This window comes from Microcoleus sp. AT8-B5 (assembly GCF_036705565.1).
Lineage (GTDB): Bacteria > Cyanobacteriota > Cyanobacteriia > Cyanobacteriales > Microcoleaceae > Microcoleus.
In genome coordinates this window covers 14,799-33,120 of record NZ_JAUBUY010000011.1, presented here as the reverse complement: position 1 = coordinate 33,120, position 18,322 = coordinate 14,799, and the positions used below count along the sequence as shown (strand labels likewise).

Below are 18,322 nucleotides of genomic sequence, written 5' to 3'. Positions count from 1 at the left end.
CTAAGTTCTACAAACTCATGCCGCCCTTTTGTAGCTGCTTGAGAGGATCAAGCAAAATGTCGGCTATGCTGCGCTGGCGAATGACAATTTCCGCAGAAGCTGTTTGGCCAGCTTTGAGTTTCCAGGTTTGGTTTTTGGCTTTCACTGAGTCTCGATCCATACTCACTTCCACCCGGTAAAAAACACCCAATCGCTCGTCTGTTTTGGCATCCGGCGAAATAGATAAAACTTTTCCCGGAATCACGCCGTAATTTTGATAAGGAAAAGCATCGAATTTGACTTGCACCGGCATTCCGGTTTTGACAAATCCCGCTTCTCGGTTCGGCAAACTCACTTCCAGCACCAGAGGAGCGTGATTCGGAGTCATTTCTGCAATAGTTTGACCCGGTTGAACTACTTCGCCTTTGTTGTGAACGTTGAGTGCGGAAATGACTCCGCTGACGGGTGCGTAGAGAAATCTTTGTTTGAGCTGATTTTTTGCTTGATCGAGCAGGGTTTGGGTTTCGGCAATTTTGGATTTGACTTGATTTAATTGCATTTCCAACTGCTGAATTTTTTGCTCTTTTTCTAACTGCATTTGGCGCGCTGCGGCTTGTTTGCTGGCGGCTTCGGCTTGCAGTCGATCGACTTCTGCCAGTTGTTGAGTTAATTCACCTTGGGTTCTAGAAATGGCGCTAGTTCGATCGCGCAAATTTTGCTCGACTTCAAACAACCTTTCCTTAACCACGGTTGCATCAGACAGTTGACTCCTGATGGCAGCACTTTGCCTGTCGCGAACGGTTTGCTCGACTTCAAAGGCACGATCGTCAGCCTGAGTTGTCTCTCCCAACTGGCTTCTAATCACCGCATTTTCGCTTTCCCGCAGAGCTTCCTCAGCTTGAAACAATACGTCTTTAGACAGTGCTCCCTCATCTACCAAAGGTTTGAGACGCGCGATCCGCTCTTTGTGAGCTACCACTTTTGCTTGCAACCCGGCCAGCAATTCTTGAGTCTTGCGTTGCAATGGTTTCACCCGATCGCGCCGCCCTTGCTGGGAGTTAATATCTGTTTTCAGTTGCGAGAGCAAGTCTTGCACATTGTTTTCCAGAGGTTTGAGCTGTTGTTGCCGCGCTTGCTGAGACACTACATCTGCTTGCAATTGCTCGATTTGAGACTGCGTGGTGGCCGCTGAAGCGCTAGCACGGGCGATCGCAGCTTCAGCCCCCCGCTTGTCCGCAGCCGCAATAGCTTGGCTCGCTTCAACTTCCAGTCGAGTTCTCTCGATCGAACTCATCTCTTGCATCAATTGAATCCGATAAGCGTCCAGAATTTTCTCAAGACGCTCCACCTCGCTCTCGGCATTCGACGGGTCTAATTCCGCCAATAATTGTCCAGCTTTGATTTTTTGACCTTCTTTGATAGCGAGGTTAATAATTTTTCCCGTCTCCGTCGGGTGAATTTTGTAAACAGCGCCTTTGGGAACTAATTTGCCCTGAGCATGACCAACCTCGTCAATTTTTCCCAAAGTTGCCCACGCTCCAAAAGCTACGGAAAAAACCATTCCTCCTAATATCAACCGCTGGGGAAAAGATACTGGCGGCTGGTCGAGTACCGAGTGCAAAGAAGTAGACCAATTATTCGCATCAGGCTGTCGTAACTGTAATTTTGCAATATTGATACCGTCATGAGTTTGAGAAGAGCGATTTTGAGATTCGACAACTTCTAAAGAGCGCTCTTTTTTTCGGATTTCGTTTTCTTGCCTAGAAGCTACGCCCCCATAAACTTCGCCTATTTCGTTAGGAGCGTGGCCTAATTCTTTGGCATCTTCTGAAAACATTGTCTTTCCTCCAAATTAGTCTGTTGACTGTTGGCAGTTGGGAGTTGTTAGGAGCTATCAGTCAGGAGTCAGAAGTAAGTGATATCATGTCCGGTCGAGCGATCGCGATTTTTGTAGGGGATCCCCTCACCAACAATACCTGCCAATAATTGACAATCTCAAAAACCCGCCCGACCGGGATATTATGGTTAATCGATCGGACATGATATGAAAATTATCTTTAGCCTTGTCTTGCTAATGACTAATGACCAATGACTAATGACCAATGACTAATGACCAATGACTAATGACCAATAACTAATGACTAATGACTAATGACTTAAATATCCAGTTGTTGCTGAGCGAGGTGATAGTAAAGTCCGCGTTCAGCCATCAATTCGTCGTGGTTGCCTTGTTCGGCTAAAATGCCTTTGTCTAGAACCAAAATTCGATCGGCATTACGCACCGTAGACAACCGATGAGCGATAATAAACGCAGTGCGATCGCGACTAATGCGGGCGAGATTTTGCTGAAACCTGCGCTCAGATTCGGTATCCAGCGAAGAAGTTGCTTCATCCAAAACCAAAATCCGGGGATCGCCCAAAAGAGCGCGGGCGATCGCAATTCGTTGTCGCTGGCCCCCAGACAAACTCGTTCCCCTTTCCCCCACAGGAGTTTGATAACCCAGCGGCATATCTTGAATAAAAGCGTGAGCTTCTGCTAGCTTCGCCACTTCTATCGCCTGTTCCAAGCTTGCAGAAGCAGCATCGCTTCCGTTTTTATACAGCGTAATATTTTCCAAAATCGTTCCCGAAAACAAGAAACAATCTTGAGGAACAACACCCAACTGAACTCGCAGCGACTGCAAAGAAATGTGCCGAATATCGTGGCCGTCAATTGTCAGCCGCCCCTTTTCTGGATAATAGAAACCTTGCAGCAACTTTACCAAAGTGCTCTTACCCGAACCGCTGCGGCCGACAATTGCCACAGTTTCTCCAGCTTGCACCTCAAAGGAAAGATTTTGCAGCGTATTGCGTTCCTCATCCTGAGAATAACGGAAAGAAACATTGTCAAACTTGACGTTTCCCTGAATGCGAGGCAGCACCAGCATTGGCTTGTAAGGGCTTTCTTCAGGTTGGGCAGAGAATACATCATCCAAACGCTCGATCGAAACCAGCACTTCTTGAAACTCATCCCAAAGTCCCACCACTGAAAGCACAGGAGAAATTACGCTCCCAATCATCATATTAAAAGCCACAAATTGACCGATCGTCAACTCGTCTTGAATCACCAGCATTGCCCCATACCACAGCAAAGCCGTACTCCCCAAAGTATTAATCCCACCCCCGATCACCTGCAAAGAATTCGCCAACTTCTGCCCGCGAAATTTAGCATTAATCATGCAGGTTAATTGGTCTTCCCAGCGCCAGCGCATTTCTCGCTCAGCAGCAGTTGCCTTAACCGTCGCTACCCCAGTAATCATTTCCACCAAAGATGAATTTTGCTTGGCACTTTCGGTAAAAACCTCCCGCGACACTTTTCGCAGAAAGGGAGTTGCAACTAAAGTCAAAATCACGATCGGCGGAATCAACGCCAGCACCAACAACGCCAGACGCCAGTTATAGTAAACCATCAGTCCGATGTAAACTACAGCCATCAAAGCATCCAACCAAGCCGTAATAGCTTGGCGAGTCAAAAATGCCTGAATTTTTTGATTTTCCTGAACCCGCGTCAAGATATCGCCCACTTGACGAGATTCAAAAAACTTGATCGGCAAACTGAGAGTGTGACTGATAAAGCCGCTAATTAAAGTCAAGTCAATGCGGTTCGACAAATAATCCAGCAAATACTGTCTCGTTGCACCCAACAGCGTTCGCCAAACACTAAACAGCAGCAGCCCGATCGCAAAAACGTGCAGAGTTACTACGCTTTTGCTGACAACCACTTGGTCGAGAATTACTTGGGTAAATAGGGGAGTAACTAGACCAAATAATTGGAGCAACAAGGAGAGAATCAGAATTTGGGCGATCGCACCCCGGTAGGGCCAGACTATGCCTACAAAATTTTTAAGTTTGATACCTTGATGTTCGGCAGTGTGATTGCGGTATAGTTCCGCTGTTGGGTCTAAAATTAGGGCGTACCCAGTCCAATTTTCGGTAAAAGTTTTAATGCTCATCCACCGCTTGCCCGCCGCCGGATCGGCCACTAAAACCTGTTGATTTTTAAACCGATAAACTGCCACGTAGTGATTGCCTTGCCAGTGAGCAATCCAGGGATTTTGATTTCGCAGCGGAGTTAAAGAAGCTCGCACGGGACGGGTTTGAAATCCCATCCTTTCCGCTGCTTTTGCCAGACTTTTGAGCGACGCGCCACTGCGGCCGATTTCTGCCAATTCCCGCAAGTAATTTAGGCTGAATTTCTTACCCCAATATTCGCTAATCATGGCTAAGCAAGTAGCTCCACAATCTGCTGAACTCTGTTGTTGAATGAATGGGTGTCTGCTGCTCAACCAGCGCAGATGCTTGGGTTTGGGAAAGCTGATGATTCCGGTTGCGGGTTTTTGCTGAGCAACTGCGGTTAATTTTGATGGCTCGGTTTGTGAGGTAGAGCTGGCCTTTTGGGGCGGCGTTACTAAGCTTAAGATTGGAGGTTTGCGGATGATTTTAGGGCGGGAATTGCTTTCGGAACTAATTGTGGCGTTGGCGATTTCCCACTGTTCGCTGCTAAGCTGGTAAATTATCAGGTCTGTTACCGCTATCCAGTCGCTCTTTACGTCTGAATGTTCCCAATTACTGCCGAGAATTGGCGGTGATTGACCTTGAATTTGACCGCTGCGGAGCCAAAAATGATTGTTGGAGTTTTGGCAGTGCTCAGCGATGGAAACTCCGGCAGTAATTCGGCTTTCTTCTGTGTAAGGAAGTAAGTGCGGCCACAGAAGCTGTTGTTTGTGGGGAGGGAGCGATCGCAAATCTGTTTGTGTCTTGAAAAAGATTAACCGCTGTCGCTTTTGAAATTCTTGCCGCCAGTGCAGTTGCAGTTGCGGGAATTCTTCTAAAATCAGCTCCAATGTGGTGGCGGAAATTCGACCGATTTGGCAAGTCCCAGCCGCAATTGCCCTGTAAGGCAGTCCGCTTTCAATAAATAGGTGATCTGTGCCAAATATTGCTCCGACTTCCAGTACCACCGCCGAAATCTCCTGCTGTTGCGACGCTTCTACCGCTAGCAGCCTGACTCTTCCCTCGCAAACTAAATAAAAATTGCGTGAAGCGAAGCTATCCCGTAGGGAATCGCTCTGTTTTTTTTCAAGGAAATTTTTACTATCTGATGTTTGATATTGAGTGATTTCATCTCCGAGTTGAAACTCGCAAATTTCACAGGCTGTATTTAATTTCGCCACTAAAGTCTGCCCTGCACCGACTTCCTCGAAAATTTTCTGAATAGCCGGGAAATTTTCCAAGGCTTCTGGGGTTTTAAAAAGTTGATTTCCCACCCCTAATTTTTTTTTCATAACTTACCCTGTCAAAAAGTTGTTTCATTTTTTTTGAATGGCAACTAACCCGGTTATGAGCGATTTTTATTGGTTTAGTTGCAACCTAGTTGGCTTACAAACTGTTTGTCGATATGTCCGATTAACACCTCTTAGTTACGGCATCCCTTCAACGCCTTTAGGATATATAAAATTGCGTTTTTTCAGGATTTTGTGGTGATTACGTAAGTGTGGTTTTGGCTGGCTCTCAGTTTAACTTACAGAATCGTGGTTTTGGCTACCTTTAAGGGCAATCTTTACGTAATCTTTATAAACCTACAGTAATTATACGGATATTTGTGAAGATTCTGTGAAGCTGGGCGAGGCAGGTGTTGTGTCGGGTATACGTATATATACACAGAAATTGACATTCACAACTCAAAAACCATCAATTTTCGACGCTTGTTTGTGAAATCCAGGGCCGGATCGTGGTAAAGAAATATTGATGGCTGTTAATTTGTAGCAGCAATTCAAGCAATTAATTGACCCTCTGGTCTGGGTATATAACGGATTAAAGTAAGATGGAAAGTTTTGCTATTGATAACGGTCTTCCATTTGGGGGTGACTTCTGTGATGGCCTAAACCCATCACTATCGCTACCCATCACTATCAATCTAAACCCCGATTAAAAGTATCGGTTTCTCTGCTTAAGGAATTTTGTGCGATCGCACTCAGTGTATTGGTTCTCCAAAAGCATGGAATAGTGTAGAATCCAACAACCAACTCAGGAAATTGTCGAACCTGCTTTACAAAAACTGGATATGATGATTGTCATCCCGACGGGCGGTGGCAAGTCTTTGTATTTTCAATTACTGACACTGTTGAAACCAAGATTGACGGTGGTGATTTCGCGGTTAATTACTGTGATGCAATGCCAGACACTTGTGGCGACTAATTAACTATGCAGAATCCAGCGATTGAGAGCATCTCAATGAAAGCCGCCCTCCGCTAGAAATTCGAGTTAGGAGTCAGGAGTCAGGAGCCAGGAGAAAAGAGGAAGAAGGAAGAAGGAAGAAGGAAGGAGCCAGAAAAAGTGTTTTTACAAATATGAGATGCTCCCCAGCGATTGCCGCCGCACAATCGAGTTAAATTCTTTTGGGGATGGGAGGAAGGGTACTTTTCGGCACATCTTAGCCCTATCATCTGTTGTTGAATTCACCCTATTTCATGCCGCTTCACCTGAGTTGTGCTCAGTCAAGGCAACTGCTAGTAATTGAGCAGCCTGCACGTTACTCATTGCGACTTCCCAAATGCCTTTTGCACAATAGCTGTAAAAGTTAGGAACAGGCAGAAACAATGAATCAAAGTTTAATGAATCTGTAAGATCGCACTTCAGAGACAATTGAAATTAAAATGTACTATAAATCATGCAAATTACGATCGACCTTCCCGACAATCTCCCCCTGACTGAAGCCGATGTGAGGATAGAATTGGCGATCGTACTTTATCAGCAGCACAGCCTCAGTCTCGATAAAGCCGCTCAACTCGCTGTAATGTCTGTGGACGACTTCTACCAACTATTAATCAGTCGCCATATTGTCCCCCCGCCCGCAGATCCCGATGACGATCCTGCCGAACTCGTCTTAGCCAGCCTCTGTAACTCCCTCCAGCAAATTAAAGAAGGCAAATTACACCCTATTTCCGAACTGTGGGAAAGTTTTAGCATTTAATTCTAGAGTTACCACTTACAGATAGACTCTGGCTTGAGAGGACAAGTTTTGGGATAAATTGGATTTTCGTTGAGATATAAAGCACGCAATTCTGTCAAAAATTGCAAAGATTTAATGTCACTGATTTGATTATTTATGAGGTGTAGTTTAGTCAATTTAGTCAATAATTGTAAGGGTTTGATGTCGCTGATTTTATTGTTGTCGAGATCGAGATAATCCAGTTTAGTCAAGGATTGTAAGGGTTTGATCTCGCTGATTTTATTGGTGTTGAGACCGAGAACAGTCAGGTTAGTCAAGGATTCTAGCGGTTTGATGTCGCTGATTTCATTGTCGCTGAGGAACAGCCTAGTCAGTTTAGTCAATGATTCTAGCGGTTTGATATCTTTGATTTGATTGTTTTTGAGACCGAGAACAGTCAGGTTAGTCAAGGATTCTAGCGGTTTGATGTCTATAATTTGATTGTCGCTGAGGAACAGCCAAGTTAGATTAGTCAAAGATTCTAGCGGTTTGATGTCGCTGATTTTATTGTCGCTGAGGAGGATCTCAGTCAGGTTAGTCAAGGATGCTAGCGGTTTGATGTCTATAATTTGATTGTCGTTCAAGCTCAGCCCTTTCAGGTTAGTCAAGGATGCTAGCGGTTTAATGTCTATAATTTGATTGTTGTCGAGGGATAGTACACTCAGGTTAGTCAAGGATGCTAGGGGTTTGATGTCGCTGATTTTATTGTTTTCGAGGCTGAGGTTTGCGAGACTCGAAAGTTTCTGATTAGCTTCATCGCACTCAGTGGCTCCTGCTTTCTCCAACAGCACTTCTACTGTATGTTTAACTTCAGGACTCAAGGAAGCTTTTTCGCGACACCAATCAGCAAACGTTCTGTTTCCCGATCGCACTTCTGCGGCCTTCACTCCGAGGCTAGTTCCAGATAATGCTACGATCGCACTCAAAGCAACTACTATCAAACTTGCTAAATTTATGTGTTTCTGTGCAACTATAAGTTTCATCATCTTGTACCTCTAATTTCCTGAATAGACAATGGCACGTTGGTAAACTGTCACGAGACTGCCAGATAGTTCTAAAATAACTGTGATATTAAACTTATAGCCAATAACTTTATCTGCACAAACTCAGGAAAATACCTTATGAACAGCACAGCATCTTACGCATCATCTCAAATGGCAGATCGCGAACGCGCGAACCTCAGCAAGCTAATCGATTACAGTTCCATTCGATCGATACCCGAAATTTGGGCGATCGTCAAACAAAAATTCGGTCAAACCGTCGCCCTCCACGACCCCCACACCCAGCCAGAAATCAAGCTGACCTACACCGACCTGTACCAACAAATCCAGCAATTCGCCGCCGGCCTCCAAGCCCTAGGCATCGAACCAAATCCCGAAGAAGCAGTCCCTCCCCGCGTCGCCGTCTTCGCAGACAACAGTCCCCGCTGGCTGATAGCCGACCAAGGTATCATGATGGCCGGGGGCGCCAACGCCGTTCGAGGCGCCACCGCCGACCCCGAAGAACTCCTGTACATCATCCAAGACAGCGGCAGCAGTGCCTTGGTAGTCGAAAACCTGGCATTACTGAAAAAACTGCAACACCGCCTCCCAGATTTGCCCGTTCAACTCATCGTCCTCCTCTCGGACGAAGAACCGGAAATCAGCCAAACCCTGAGCACAGTCAAATTTTCCCAAGTCATGACCACAGGGGCCAACCGTCCCCTCAAACCCACCAACCACAGCCAGCAAACCCTCGCCACCCTCCTCTACACCAGCGGCACCACCGGCAAACCCAAAGGCGTCATGCTGACTCACGGCAACCTGCTGCACCAAGTCACCACTTTAGGTACAGTTCTCCAGCCAGAACCGGGCGAATGCGCCCTCAGTATGTTGCCCAGTTGGCACGCTTACGAACGCAGCGTCGAATACTTCCTGCTTTCCCAAGGATGCACGCAAATTTACACCAATATTCGCTATTTCAAACAAGACTTTAAAACTTACAAACCCCAGTACATGGTCAGCGTTCCGCGCATCTGGGAATCGATTTATGAGGCCGTACAAAAGCAATTTCGGGAACAGCCGCCTAACAAACAAAAATTGGTGAATTTCCTGTTATCTGCCAGCCAGCAATACATCGAGAACCGCCGCATTTCCCAAGGATTAACTCTCAGTTTGAAACCGGCTTCTGCTTCCGAAAAACTAATCGCCCGCATCAAAAGCATTCTGTGGTCGCCCGTACACGGCCTGGCAGAAAAATTGGTTTACAAAAAAGTCAGGGAAGCTACGGGAGGACGCTTAAAATGGGCAATTAGCGGCGGCGGTTCTTTGGCAACGCATTTAGACAATTTCTTTGAAATAGCGAATATCGGTTTGTTGGTGGGATACGGTTTAACCGAAACTTCGCCGGTTTTAACTGTGCGCCGCCCTTGGCACAATCTTAAAGGTTCCGCAGGACAGCCCATTGCCCATACGGAAATTAAAATAGTAGACCCAGAAACCAGACAGCAACTGCCCACAGGCCAGCGCGGCTTAGTATTGGCGCGCGGGCCGCAAATCATGGCAGGTTATTATCTTAATCCCCAAGCGACTGCCAAGGCGATCGACTCCGAAGGCTGGTTCGACACCGGGGATTTGGGCTGGCTGACACCGGGAAACGACTTAATCTTGACCGGGCGGGCCAAAGATACGATCGTCCTCACCAACGGCGAAAACATCGAACCCCAGCCCATAGAAGACGCCTGCGTCCGCAGCCCCTACATCGACCAAATTATGCTAGTAGGTCAAGACCAGAAATCCGTCGGCGCCTTAATTGTCCCCAATGCAGAAGCCGTGCAGAAATGGGCAGAAACTCAAAATCCCCCCTTACACGAAATTGACTGGAATAGCAAGACAATTCAAGATTTATTTCGCAAAGAATTGAACCGAGAGGTGCAAAATCGCCCTGGATACCGCGCGGACGATCGCATCGGCCCGTTCCGCTTGATTCAGGAGCCATTTTCGATCGAGAATGGAATGTTGACCCAGACCCTGAAAATTAAGCGCCCGGTTGTGACGCAACACTACCGCGATATGATTGACGGGATGTTTTGAAATATTCGCTGGACTTGGGGAATGGAAAAGAAAAAATTATCCCAACACCCGAGTCCCGATTCCGAGTCCTCAGTCCTGGGCCATTAGTTCAGGTTTACCAACTAATGACTCATGACTAATGCCTAATTCCTAATTGACAAGCAACAACTTTTTTATGGAACCACAATTACTCTTGAAGCGATCGATTAACGTTAAAGTCGTCGTTACTCCTCGCTGGAAAGAAGAAGCTCAACAGCAACTCCAAGCCCAAATCAACCAAATAGACTCTCAGCTACAACAGTTAGAAATGCAAGGGCAGCGGATGATTTCAGAAATCCAAAAGTCAAATTTGCAGCCCCCAGGCCCGCAAGTAATGCAGCAAATAGAAAACATTCAAGTGCAGGTGAATCAAAGAAAAAGCGAACTGCTAGAACAGAAAAACCAAAACCTGCAACAGCTTCAGCAAGTGCAGGTGCTAGACCTGGAACAAGAAGTGAGTCAAGGTCAAATTGACGGCACGTTCACTGTCGGGCTGGGAGAAAACTTGATTCAAAAAATGCAAGTAGAAATTCTCCTCCGCGACGGCATAGTCGAAGAAATTCGAGGTGATATTTAGAAATTGGTAAGTGGTAATTGGCGATCGGTAATTGGCAATTGATTTTGAGTCAACAGTCACACATCAAGAATGCGAGACACTGGCATAATAATAAGTATTGCCGGTGGCCGATCGCCAATGCTCAATTGCCAAATACCGATTACCTATTACCAACACAAAAGGACTTTTTACAGATGATTCGCGAAGTTTTCATGCCAGCCCTGAGTTCTACCATGACAGAGGGCAAAATTGTTTCCTGGGTCAAATCCGCCGGAGACAAAGTAGAAAAAGGCGAAACGGTGGTAGTCGTTGAATCCGACAAAGCCGACATGGACGTGGAGTCTTTCTACGAAGGCTATTTAGCAATAATTATCGTACCTGCGGGCGAAGTTGCTCCGGTGGGGGCGGCAATCGCCCTGGTAGCAGAAACGGAAGCCGAAATCGCCACAGCTCAGCAGCAAGGAGCCGCCGCCCCAACCGCAGCCGCAGCCCCGGCTCCCAGCCCCGCTCCTGTCAGCGCAGCTACATCCTCAGCAGGTTTACAGCAAAATGTTAGTCGCCAAAACGGCCGCAGCGTCGTTTCTCCCCGCGCTCGCAAATTAGCCAAAGAGTTTAAAGTAGATTTGAATTCTATCAAAGGCAGCGGGCCCAACGGTCGCATTGTCGCAGAGGATGTGGAAGCAGCAGCCGGCAAAGCTCAACCAGCTCCGGTTCAGCAAGCGGTAACAGTTCCCGCAGCACCCGCACCGGCATCTGCAGCACCCGCCCCCGCAGCAGCCAAACCCGCACCCGCACCAGTCCCGGCGATCGCACTTTCGGGCCAAAAAGTACCGATGAATGCGCTGCAAAATGCGGTGGTGCGGAATATGGAAGCAAGTTTGAGCGTGCCTTCTTTCCGCGTCGGTTACACAATTACTACTGATAATCTGGACAAACTCTACAAACAAATTAAGTCGAAGGGCGTCACGATGACGGCTATGCTGGCGAAGGCTGTAGCTGTAACTTTACAAAAACATCCTCTGCTGAATGCTTCTTATGTGGAGTCGGGAATTCAATACCGCGCTGATATTAATGTGGCGGTAGCGGTGGCGATGGATGGCGGTGGTTTGATTACGCCGGTGTTGCAAAATGCCGATCGCCTCGATATTTATTCGCTCTCCCGCACTTGGAAGGATTTAGTCGATCGCGCCCGCACCAAGCAGTTAAAGCCTGATGAATACAGCACGGGGACTTTTACTCTTTCCAATTTGGGAATGTTTGGAGTAGACAAGTTTGACGCGATTTTGCCGCCGAATCAAGGCTCGATTTTGGCGATCGGCTCTTCGCGGCCGCAAGTAGTGGCTAATGAAGATGGTTTGATGGGAGTGAAGCGCCAAATGCAGGTGAATATTACTTGCGATCACCGGATTATTTACGGTGCTGATGCTGCGTCTTTCTTGCAAGATTTAGCGAAGTTGATTGAGACAAATCCTCAGTCTTTGACGCTTTAGCGATCGTCCTAAATCTCCCTTTTACTGTTATTGGCAGGAAAGGGGGATTTAGACTTAGCTTTTAATGAGATGTCTAATTTTGGAATGATTTAACCGCAGAGACCGCAGAGGACACAGAGTCAGAGAAGAGAGAGATGAATAATTCCGATACCAACGGATTTGATATTACTCATTAAGACGATGAAAGTGCAAGTTTTGTCTGTTCAACCTGCGATTAGCTCTAATACCAATTCGCCCGATCGCCCAACTTAGCACAGACGTAGCGCTCAGCTTTCGATCGCACCTTCCTGAGTCCGCGCACCATTTCCCAAATTGTTGGGCGTGAAGTCGGTTTCGATCGTCGGACGCTCAAACAATTTACCAATTACCAATTACTAATTACCAATTACAAACTTGCGTTATTTCTGTTTTAGGACTACCAACGTAATGTCGTCAAAAACTTTATGTTTGTCAATATGTTGCAGCAGATGATCAATTACTGCTTGTCGAATTTCTTCAGCCGTTTTGTGGCGATTTTCTTTGGTCACTTGGCACAATCTTTCTATGCCGTAATACACTTTATTTATATTTACAGCTTCGGTAATTCCATCTGTGTAAAGCACTACTACATCCCCTGGATTAAGATGCACTTGAACTTGGGAAACAAAATCAGCAATATCTTCCTCTAATCCCAGAGGGAAGCCGAGTTCGATTGTATCGATCCGTTCGATGTTACCATCAGTACGGACTACAATTATTTCTTCATGTTGACCGCTGATGGTAAAGTTACTATCTTGATAATCTAACAAAACCAAGGTCATGTTTTTAGATGAGTCGATGCGCTCGATATTGGCATAAAGGGTGCGGTTTAACACATCAAGAAACTTCACCGGATCGGTTTCGTTCATTTTTTGGAGAGTGCGGACGGCGGTTTGCGCCATAATCATTAATACGCCACTTTCTAAACCATGTCCCGTAACATCGCCGATGGTAATTTTTACCCGATCTTTTTGGGTTAGTACGTCGTAGTAGTCGCCACCCACTTCATCGGCAGGTTCCATATATCCAGCTATTTCTAATCCTTTAATTTTATCTAGTTCTGATTGTTTGGGCAAGATCATTTGTTGCAGTCGTTTGGTGACTTCTAACTCAGCACTGAGGCGGATGTTTTCGGCTTTAAGTTTGTTATTGAGGCTGCTAATTTCCTGGTTTGCTTGGGCGAGTTGGGCGGTGCGTTGTTGCACTTTATCTTCTAAAGTTTGATAGAGGCGGGCATTTTCGATGGAGATCGCAGCTTGGGCGGAAATGATGTTGAGGACTTCTAAGCGATCGCGCGTAAAAGCCCCCGCTGTTAAATTATTTTCTAGGTATAAGATGCCTACCAACTTACCTTGATTGATCAGGGGGCTACACAAAATAGATTTAGGTCGCTGCTGAATAATATACGGGTCAGAGGCAAACCTGCTTTTATTCGTTGCATCATCGATCGCAACAGTTTCTTGCGTGCGTTCTACATAATTAACCAGGGAGATAGGAATCTCTTGACTTTCAGTCGCTGACTTGGATATTAATTGACATCGTTCACCCGTACATTGAGCTTCAATTGTCCACTTACCTGCTGGGTCAGGTATGATAAAATAAAACTTTTCTGCTCCCGCGTTTTCCAGCAAGACTTGCATCAAGTTCGAGAGTAACTTATCTAAATTAACTTCCCCTGAGAGCGCTTGGGAGGCTTTGATAATTGTTGATAAATCCAGCTCGTTTGCAGCACCTGAACTGGTAGAAGTGACAGTGGTTCTGCTCTGAACCATCGTTTCGTCTCTTCCACTCGTCAGGCTATTTTTCCTACCGACGATAGGTGCGAGTAATTCAGCATGGCGCTCTTCTAAATCTTTAACTTTTGCCTTTGCTCCCCAGCGAATATAAGCATAGTAAGCGTCTATCATGTAGGTACGCGCTACTTTCTGACGACCTAATGCTAAATAGAATTCTGCTGCTAGTTCATTGGCGAGGGCTTCGTGCTGGACGTATCCATTTTCCTTGGCTCCATCTATCGCTAGGTCGTAATATTCCATTGCTGAGAAAGATTGCCCTAAGACGCGGGCTTTTTCGGCCTCTACTAAGTCATACTTATGCTGGTGATTCATTGGGCAATGGAACGCCCAATTTTTTATACTTTTCTGAGTTTCTTCGACTTGAATAAGGTATTTTTGTTTCTTTTCTTCCTCTCCTGAAATTGCTTCAAAATGGGCTAAAAGAATCAGACAATAGTAAAAGCTATGTTCAATAAAGCTAATATTTGATTGAACGTAAATTGAATATTTCAACCCTTCCCTAGCAAATTCTAGAGCTTCTTCATATTGCTTAAATAAATAGCAAACTACAGTTTTCGCATAATAAACCCTGAATAAGCACATAAAATTTTTTACTTCTCTTAAATAAGAGATAGCTTCTTCCTCATTTAATATGCTGCCAATCAAAAGCAGTTTATTATCTGTCATCCCCCTTAAATTTTCTACTAATTGACCGAGGATTTTGAGTAAATATAACTGGTGTTCTTGGGACAAGTTATCGGCAAAATCAATATAGTGTTTTTGTTGTTCTTGCACGTAGTCTAGATGCTCGCCCTTAAAAAACAGATGAGCGCAGTAGTAATCAGCAGCATGACAAGCATATTCTATATCTCCAAATTCTAAGCCGCTATTAATTGCTTGACGAAGGGGTTCTAGAGTTTCCCTAGTATGCTTTTTGAAGTGCGTAATACCGATCGAAACATTAACCAATATTTTAGAACGAAACTCTTTGGCATCTAACTGCTCTAATACTTGTAAAGAAAGTTCACCAAGTTGATAGGCCAAATCTATATCTGGTATGAGCCAAGACACGAATATTCCGTAAATGGAATATGCAAAAGTACACTGTGGCGAATTCCCATACTGACGAGAAAGTTCGATCATAGTATATAGAATTGGTAGCGATAGCGGGCTTTCTGCAAAGCAAGCAGGTGCGAATATAAGAACTAAAAACTGCATAGTCGCCAGCTTGTAGGGATCGGTCATTTCTGCCAGGTTAGCTAACTCCTCAATATTGAGTTCTTGCGGCGGTGATTGAGATATGGTCACTCCCAGCATTTCTAGAACTTGCAGTCCGGTATCTACCGCAGAATTGTTCTGGTTTTTAGCGAGGTTAAGCCTAATTTTCAGTGCGTATAAGTTGACTTGTTCGAGGATTGTTTTGGCTTTTTTGAGAGTGCGATCGCACAAAATTTCCGCACGTTCTAAATTGGCATTGAGATATTCGGCTTCCGCCGCTTCCCGATAAAAATTAAATGTCACATCGTATCTACTTTCCCAGCTATCTTGACTCAGGAGTTCTATACCTACATTCAAATAATTAACAGGGGCTTCATAGGCAGTAGCTGCCTTTGCTTTCTGTCCAGCAATCAGGTTTAATTGGGCTAACTCATCTTTTTCTGACTGATTAGTTAGCAAATCTGTGCCAAAATTCAGTTGGTTAACCAGAGCAAAAATATTATCTTTTCGCTCTTGCTCTGTTGTATTATTCAGCAGTAGTTGACCAATTTTCAGGTGAGTGGCTTTTTTCTCCGATTCTGGAATCAAAGAATAGGCTGCTTGCTGCACGCGATCGTGCAAAAATTTGTAGTCAACTTTGATATCGCGTATAGATGCCAACTCTTCCTGGGCAAAGACTAGAGGAATTTTGTAATTTTCAGACAGCGGCAGAATCAAACCCGCTTGCATTGCCTCCCACAAATGAGCAGCCGTCGCTAAGTTTGATTCTTCATTGACAATTGATAAAACTTCTAAGTTAAATTGGTTGCCGATGCAAGCCGCTAATTTTAATGATTTCTGGTTTTTTTCAGGGAGTTTGCGAATATTGCGACCAACCAGTTCAACAATATTGAAATCTGCGATACCAATCGCCTGTATTTGTTGAATATCCCACTCCCAGCGGTCTGTATCTACTTGATAAACCAGCAGATTTTCCGAGTACAGGGTTTTGAGTAGCTGCGTTAAGAAAAACGGATTGCCTTGGGTTTTATTAAAAAGTAACTCGGAAAAAACTTTGATTTTGTCTGAATTTACGCTGGCATCGAGAGTGTCGGCGATTAATTGGTTGACGCTATCCAAAGCCAGCGCCTGAATGGTGATATTATTCACCGCCGTTTCAGTTTCTTGAATTTTTTCTATTGTCTGAATTAAAGGATGAACGGGACTGACTTCGTTATCTCGATAAGCTCCAATCGTTAACAAATATTTGCTATCTGGGTCAGTGACTAAGAGTTGAATTAACTTTAGAGATGCCGAATCTGCCCACTGTAAATCGTCTAGGAATATGACTAGCGGGTGTTCGGGTTGACAAAAAACGCGAATAAATTGTTGAAAGACCCGATTAAATCTGTTTTGGGATTCCGATGAACCCAGTTGAGGAACTTCAGGCTGTTTACCGATAATTAGTTCGACTTCGGGGATAACATCAATAATAACTTGACCGTTATTATCTAGCGACTTTAATAAGTTTTCTTTCCAAATAGCAATGTGTTCGGAAATTTCTGTTAATAGCTGACGAACTAATTCTTGAAATGCTTGGATTAACGCCGCATAGGGAATGTTGCGCTTAAACTGGTCAAACTTACCCGCAATAAAATATCCCCTAGCTGCTACAATTGGTTTATGAACTTCATTGACGATTGAAGTTTTACCAATCCCGGAATAACCGGAAACTAACATCATCTCGGTGGCACCGAGGCTGACTCGTCCAAAGGCATCTAGAAGAATTTGGACTTCGGTTTCTCTACCATAAAGTTTCTGGGGAATGAGTAATTGGTTGCCGCGATCGCGTTGACCGATGGCAAAATTTTCAATCTTTCCAGTTGTCTGCAATTGCTGCAAACAAGTTTCCAGGTCAAATTTTAATCCCGCCGCACTTTGATATCGGTCTTCCGCATTTTTTGCTAACAGTTTCATCACAATATCTGAAACCGCTTGAGGAATTTCTGCTACCTCTTTAGGTGGGACGGGTTGTTTGGCAATATGACAGTAAACCAACTCCATCGGATCGGTGGTACTAAATGGCAACTGGTTGGTCAGCATTTCATAGAAAGTCACTCCCAAAGAATAGAAATCCGTGCGGTAGTCAATTGCGCGATTCATCCTTCCCGTTTGTTCGGGTGACATATAAGCGAGAGTCCCTTCTAGCAAGTTGGGATTGCTAATGCTTTGGTTTTTCAATTCCAAGCGCGATGAAATACTAAAGTCAGTCAGTTTTACTTTTCCTGTCGCTGGATTGATAATGATATTTGAGGGCTTAATGTCTTTGTGAATGATCGGTACTTGATGGAGATAGATCAAAGTTTCGGATAGAGCGATCGCTACCCTCAGCCACTCGGTTATTGACAGGTTATTGGCTGCCATAAAATGATAAAGGGATAGACCCCCAAAATCTTCTAATATCAGCGCTAAACTATTCTGATAATTCTCTAACTTGTAAGTTTTGACAATTCCTTCACACTCTAAATTTTGAGTGATTATAAATTCTTGCCTTAAATTGGTGATTTGTTCAAGGCTAGGATAATCATTTTTTATTATTTTAACGATGACAAGCTGTCGATCCCGATTTCTTATCCCTCGATAAACAACGGTTCTGACTCCTTCGTAAATATTTTCTATAATTTCGTATCCTGAAAGAATGATCGTTTTTTTAACCTTACCCTTTTCATTAACTATTCTAAATCGATGCGATCTAGTTCTTCCCGACTGGCGCTCATAATCGACTGAGGAACTGGGGGACAGCCTGCTTTGGTATTGCTTTGAGTGGGTTCGTTCATCTGGCTCTCCTGAGTTACAATGTAATAATGGTAACAGTGTAGATAAGTATTTGATTTATGAAGGGGAAATGAGGACAGTAACTTAGATACTATCTTTGATAAAAATTTGATATTTATTCTCTCCTCCCCTACGTCAAAGCGCAATTGGAATCGACATTAACTTATTATCGGCTCTCTCGTACTTATGGTGATAACGCAAGCTAAGAATTTAGCACGATCGAGAGTTTCAACGTTCAGTCTCAGATACTTAGTATCATCTGCTACTTTTAAGACAAAGCATCGGGGAGAGCCGAGGAAAAAATTATGTGATTAATTGATGTTTGCATCGACACTGATGTCATGAATGCTGCA

Annotated in this window: 10 protein-coding genes; 5 read left to right on the top strand and 5 right to left on the bottom strand. The window is 44.7% G+C overall.

The genetic code is table 11. From position 1 onward, the window contains the following. Positions 1-7: 7 nt before the first annotated feature. Together QUB39_RS09820 and QUB39_RS09815 are read right to left on the bottom strand one after the other, a co-directional pair. Entirely contained in the window at positions 8-1,816 is a 1,809-nt protein-coding gene (locus tag QUB39_RS09820; protein WP_333054975.1) for an HlyD family efflux transporter periplasmic adaptor subunit, read from the bottom strand. Positions 1,817-2,135: 319 nt separating this feature from the next. Next, complete coding sequence (locus tag QUB39_RS09815; RefSeq protein WP_333208751.1) at positions 2,136-5,303, bottom strand: ABC transporter transmembrane domain-containing protein; 3,168 nt, start codon at positions 5,301-5,303, stop codon at positions 2,136-2,138. Between the two features lie 779 nt (positions 5,304-6,082). Here QUB39_RS09815 and QUB39_RS09810 point away from each other — a divergent pair. Then, the gene (locus QUB39_RS09810) at positions 6,083-6,220 is read left to right on the top strand and encodes a hypothetical protein (protein WP_333054970.1); all 138 of its coding nucleotides are present in this window, start codon (positions 6,083-6,085) and stop codon (positions 6,218-6,220) included. Between the two features lie 468 nt (positions 6,221-6,688). Then, complete coding sequence (locus QUB39_RS09805; protein WP_333054969.1) at positions 6,689-6,991, top strand: UPF0175 family protein; 303 nt, start codon at positions 6,689-6,691, stop codon at positions 6,989-6,991. 8 nt (positions 6,992-6,999) lie between these two features. Here QUB39_RS09805 and QUB39_RS09800 read toward each other — a convergent pair whose 3' ends face one another. Beyond that, the gene (locus tag QUB39_RS09800; RefSeq protein WP_333054968.1) at positions 7,000-7,995 is read right to left on the bottom strand and encodes a leucine-rich repeat domain-containing protein; all 996 of its coding nucleotides are present in this window, start codon (positions 7,993-7,995) and stop codon (positions 7,000-7,002) included. A 135-nt stretch (positions 7,996-8,130) separates the two neighbouring features. Here QUB39_RS09800 and QUB39_RS09795 point away from each other — a divergent pair, with 135 nt between their 5' ends. From QUB39_RS09795 to QUB39_RS09785, 3 genes are all read left to right on the top strand, one after another. Then, complete coding sequence (locus QUB39_RS09795) at positions 8,131-10,080, top strand: long-chain fatty acid--CoA ligase (protein WP_333208749.1); 1,950 nt, start codon at positions 8,131-8,133, stop codon at positions 10,078-10,080. Between the two features lie 154 nt (positions 10,081-10,234). After that, a complete protein-coding gene (locus QUB39_RS09790; protein ID WP_333054966.1) occupies positions 10,235-10,675 on the top strand; it encodes a YlqD family protein in 441 nt (146 codons plus the stop codon). Positions 10,676-10,848: 173 nt separating this feature from the next. Continuing rightward, on the top strand, positions 10,849-12,144 hold the full coding sequence (locus tag QUB39_RS09785) for a dihydrolipoamide acetyltransferase family protein (RefSeq protein WP_333055090.1): 1,296 nt from the start codon (positions 10,849-10,851) through the stop codon (positions 12,142-12,144). Between the two features lie 220 nt (positions 12,145-12,364). Here QUB39_RS09785 and QUB39_RS09780 read toward each other — a convergent pair whose 3' ends face one another. Next, complete coding sequence (locus tag QUB39_RS09780; protein ID WP_333485053.1) at positions 12,365-12,496, bottom strand: hypothetical protein; 132 nt, start codon at positions 12,494-12,496, stop codon at positions 12,365-12,367. A 46-nt stretch (positions 12,497-12,542) separates the two neighbouring features. Beyond that, positions 12,543-17,813 carry an AAA family ATPase gene (locus tag QUB39_RS09775; protein WP_333208863.1) on the bottom strand — a complete coding sequence of 1,757 codons (5,271 nt, stop codon included), beginning with the start codon at positions 17,811-17,813 and terminating at the stop codon, positions 12,543-12,545. Positions 17,814-18,322: the final 509 nt, after the last annotated feature.

Excerpts from the sequence above, each read along its gene's own strand:
- QUB39_RS09820 (WP_333054975.1), bottom strand. The coding sequence starts at position 1,816 with ATGTTTTCAGAAGATGCCAAAGAATTAGGCCACGCTCCTAACGAAATA.
- QUB39_RS09815 (WP_333208751.1), bottom strand. The coding sequence starts at position 5,303 with ATGAAAAAAAAATTAGGGGTGGGAAATCAACTTTTTAAAACCCCAGAA.
- QUB39_RS09810 (WP_333054970.1), top strand. The coding sequence starts at position 6,083 with ATGATGATTGTCATCCCGACGGGCGGTGGCAAGTCTTTGTATTTTCAA.
- QUB39_RS09805 (WP_333054969.1), top strand. The coding sequence starts at position 6,689 with ATGCAAATTACGATCGACCTTCCCGACAATCTCCCCCTGACTGAAGCC.
- QUB39_RS09800 (WP_333054968.1), bottom strand. The coding sequence starts at position 7,995 with ATGATGAAACTTATAGTTGCACAGAAACACATAAATTTAGCAAGTTTG.
- QUB39_RS09795 (WP_333208749.1), top strand. The coding sequence starts at position 8,131 with ATGAACAGCACAGCATCTTACGCATCATCTCAAATGGCAGATCGCGAA.
- QUB39_RS09790 (WP_333054966.1), top strand. The coding sequence starts at position 10,235 with ATGGAACCACAATTACTCTTGAAGCGATCGATTAACGTTAAAGTCGTC.
- QUB39_RS09785 (WP_333055090.1), top strand. The coding sequence starts at position 10,849 with ATGATTCGCGAAGTTTTCATGCCAGCCCTGAGTTCTACCATGACAGAG.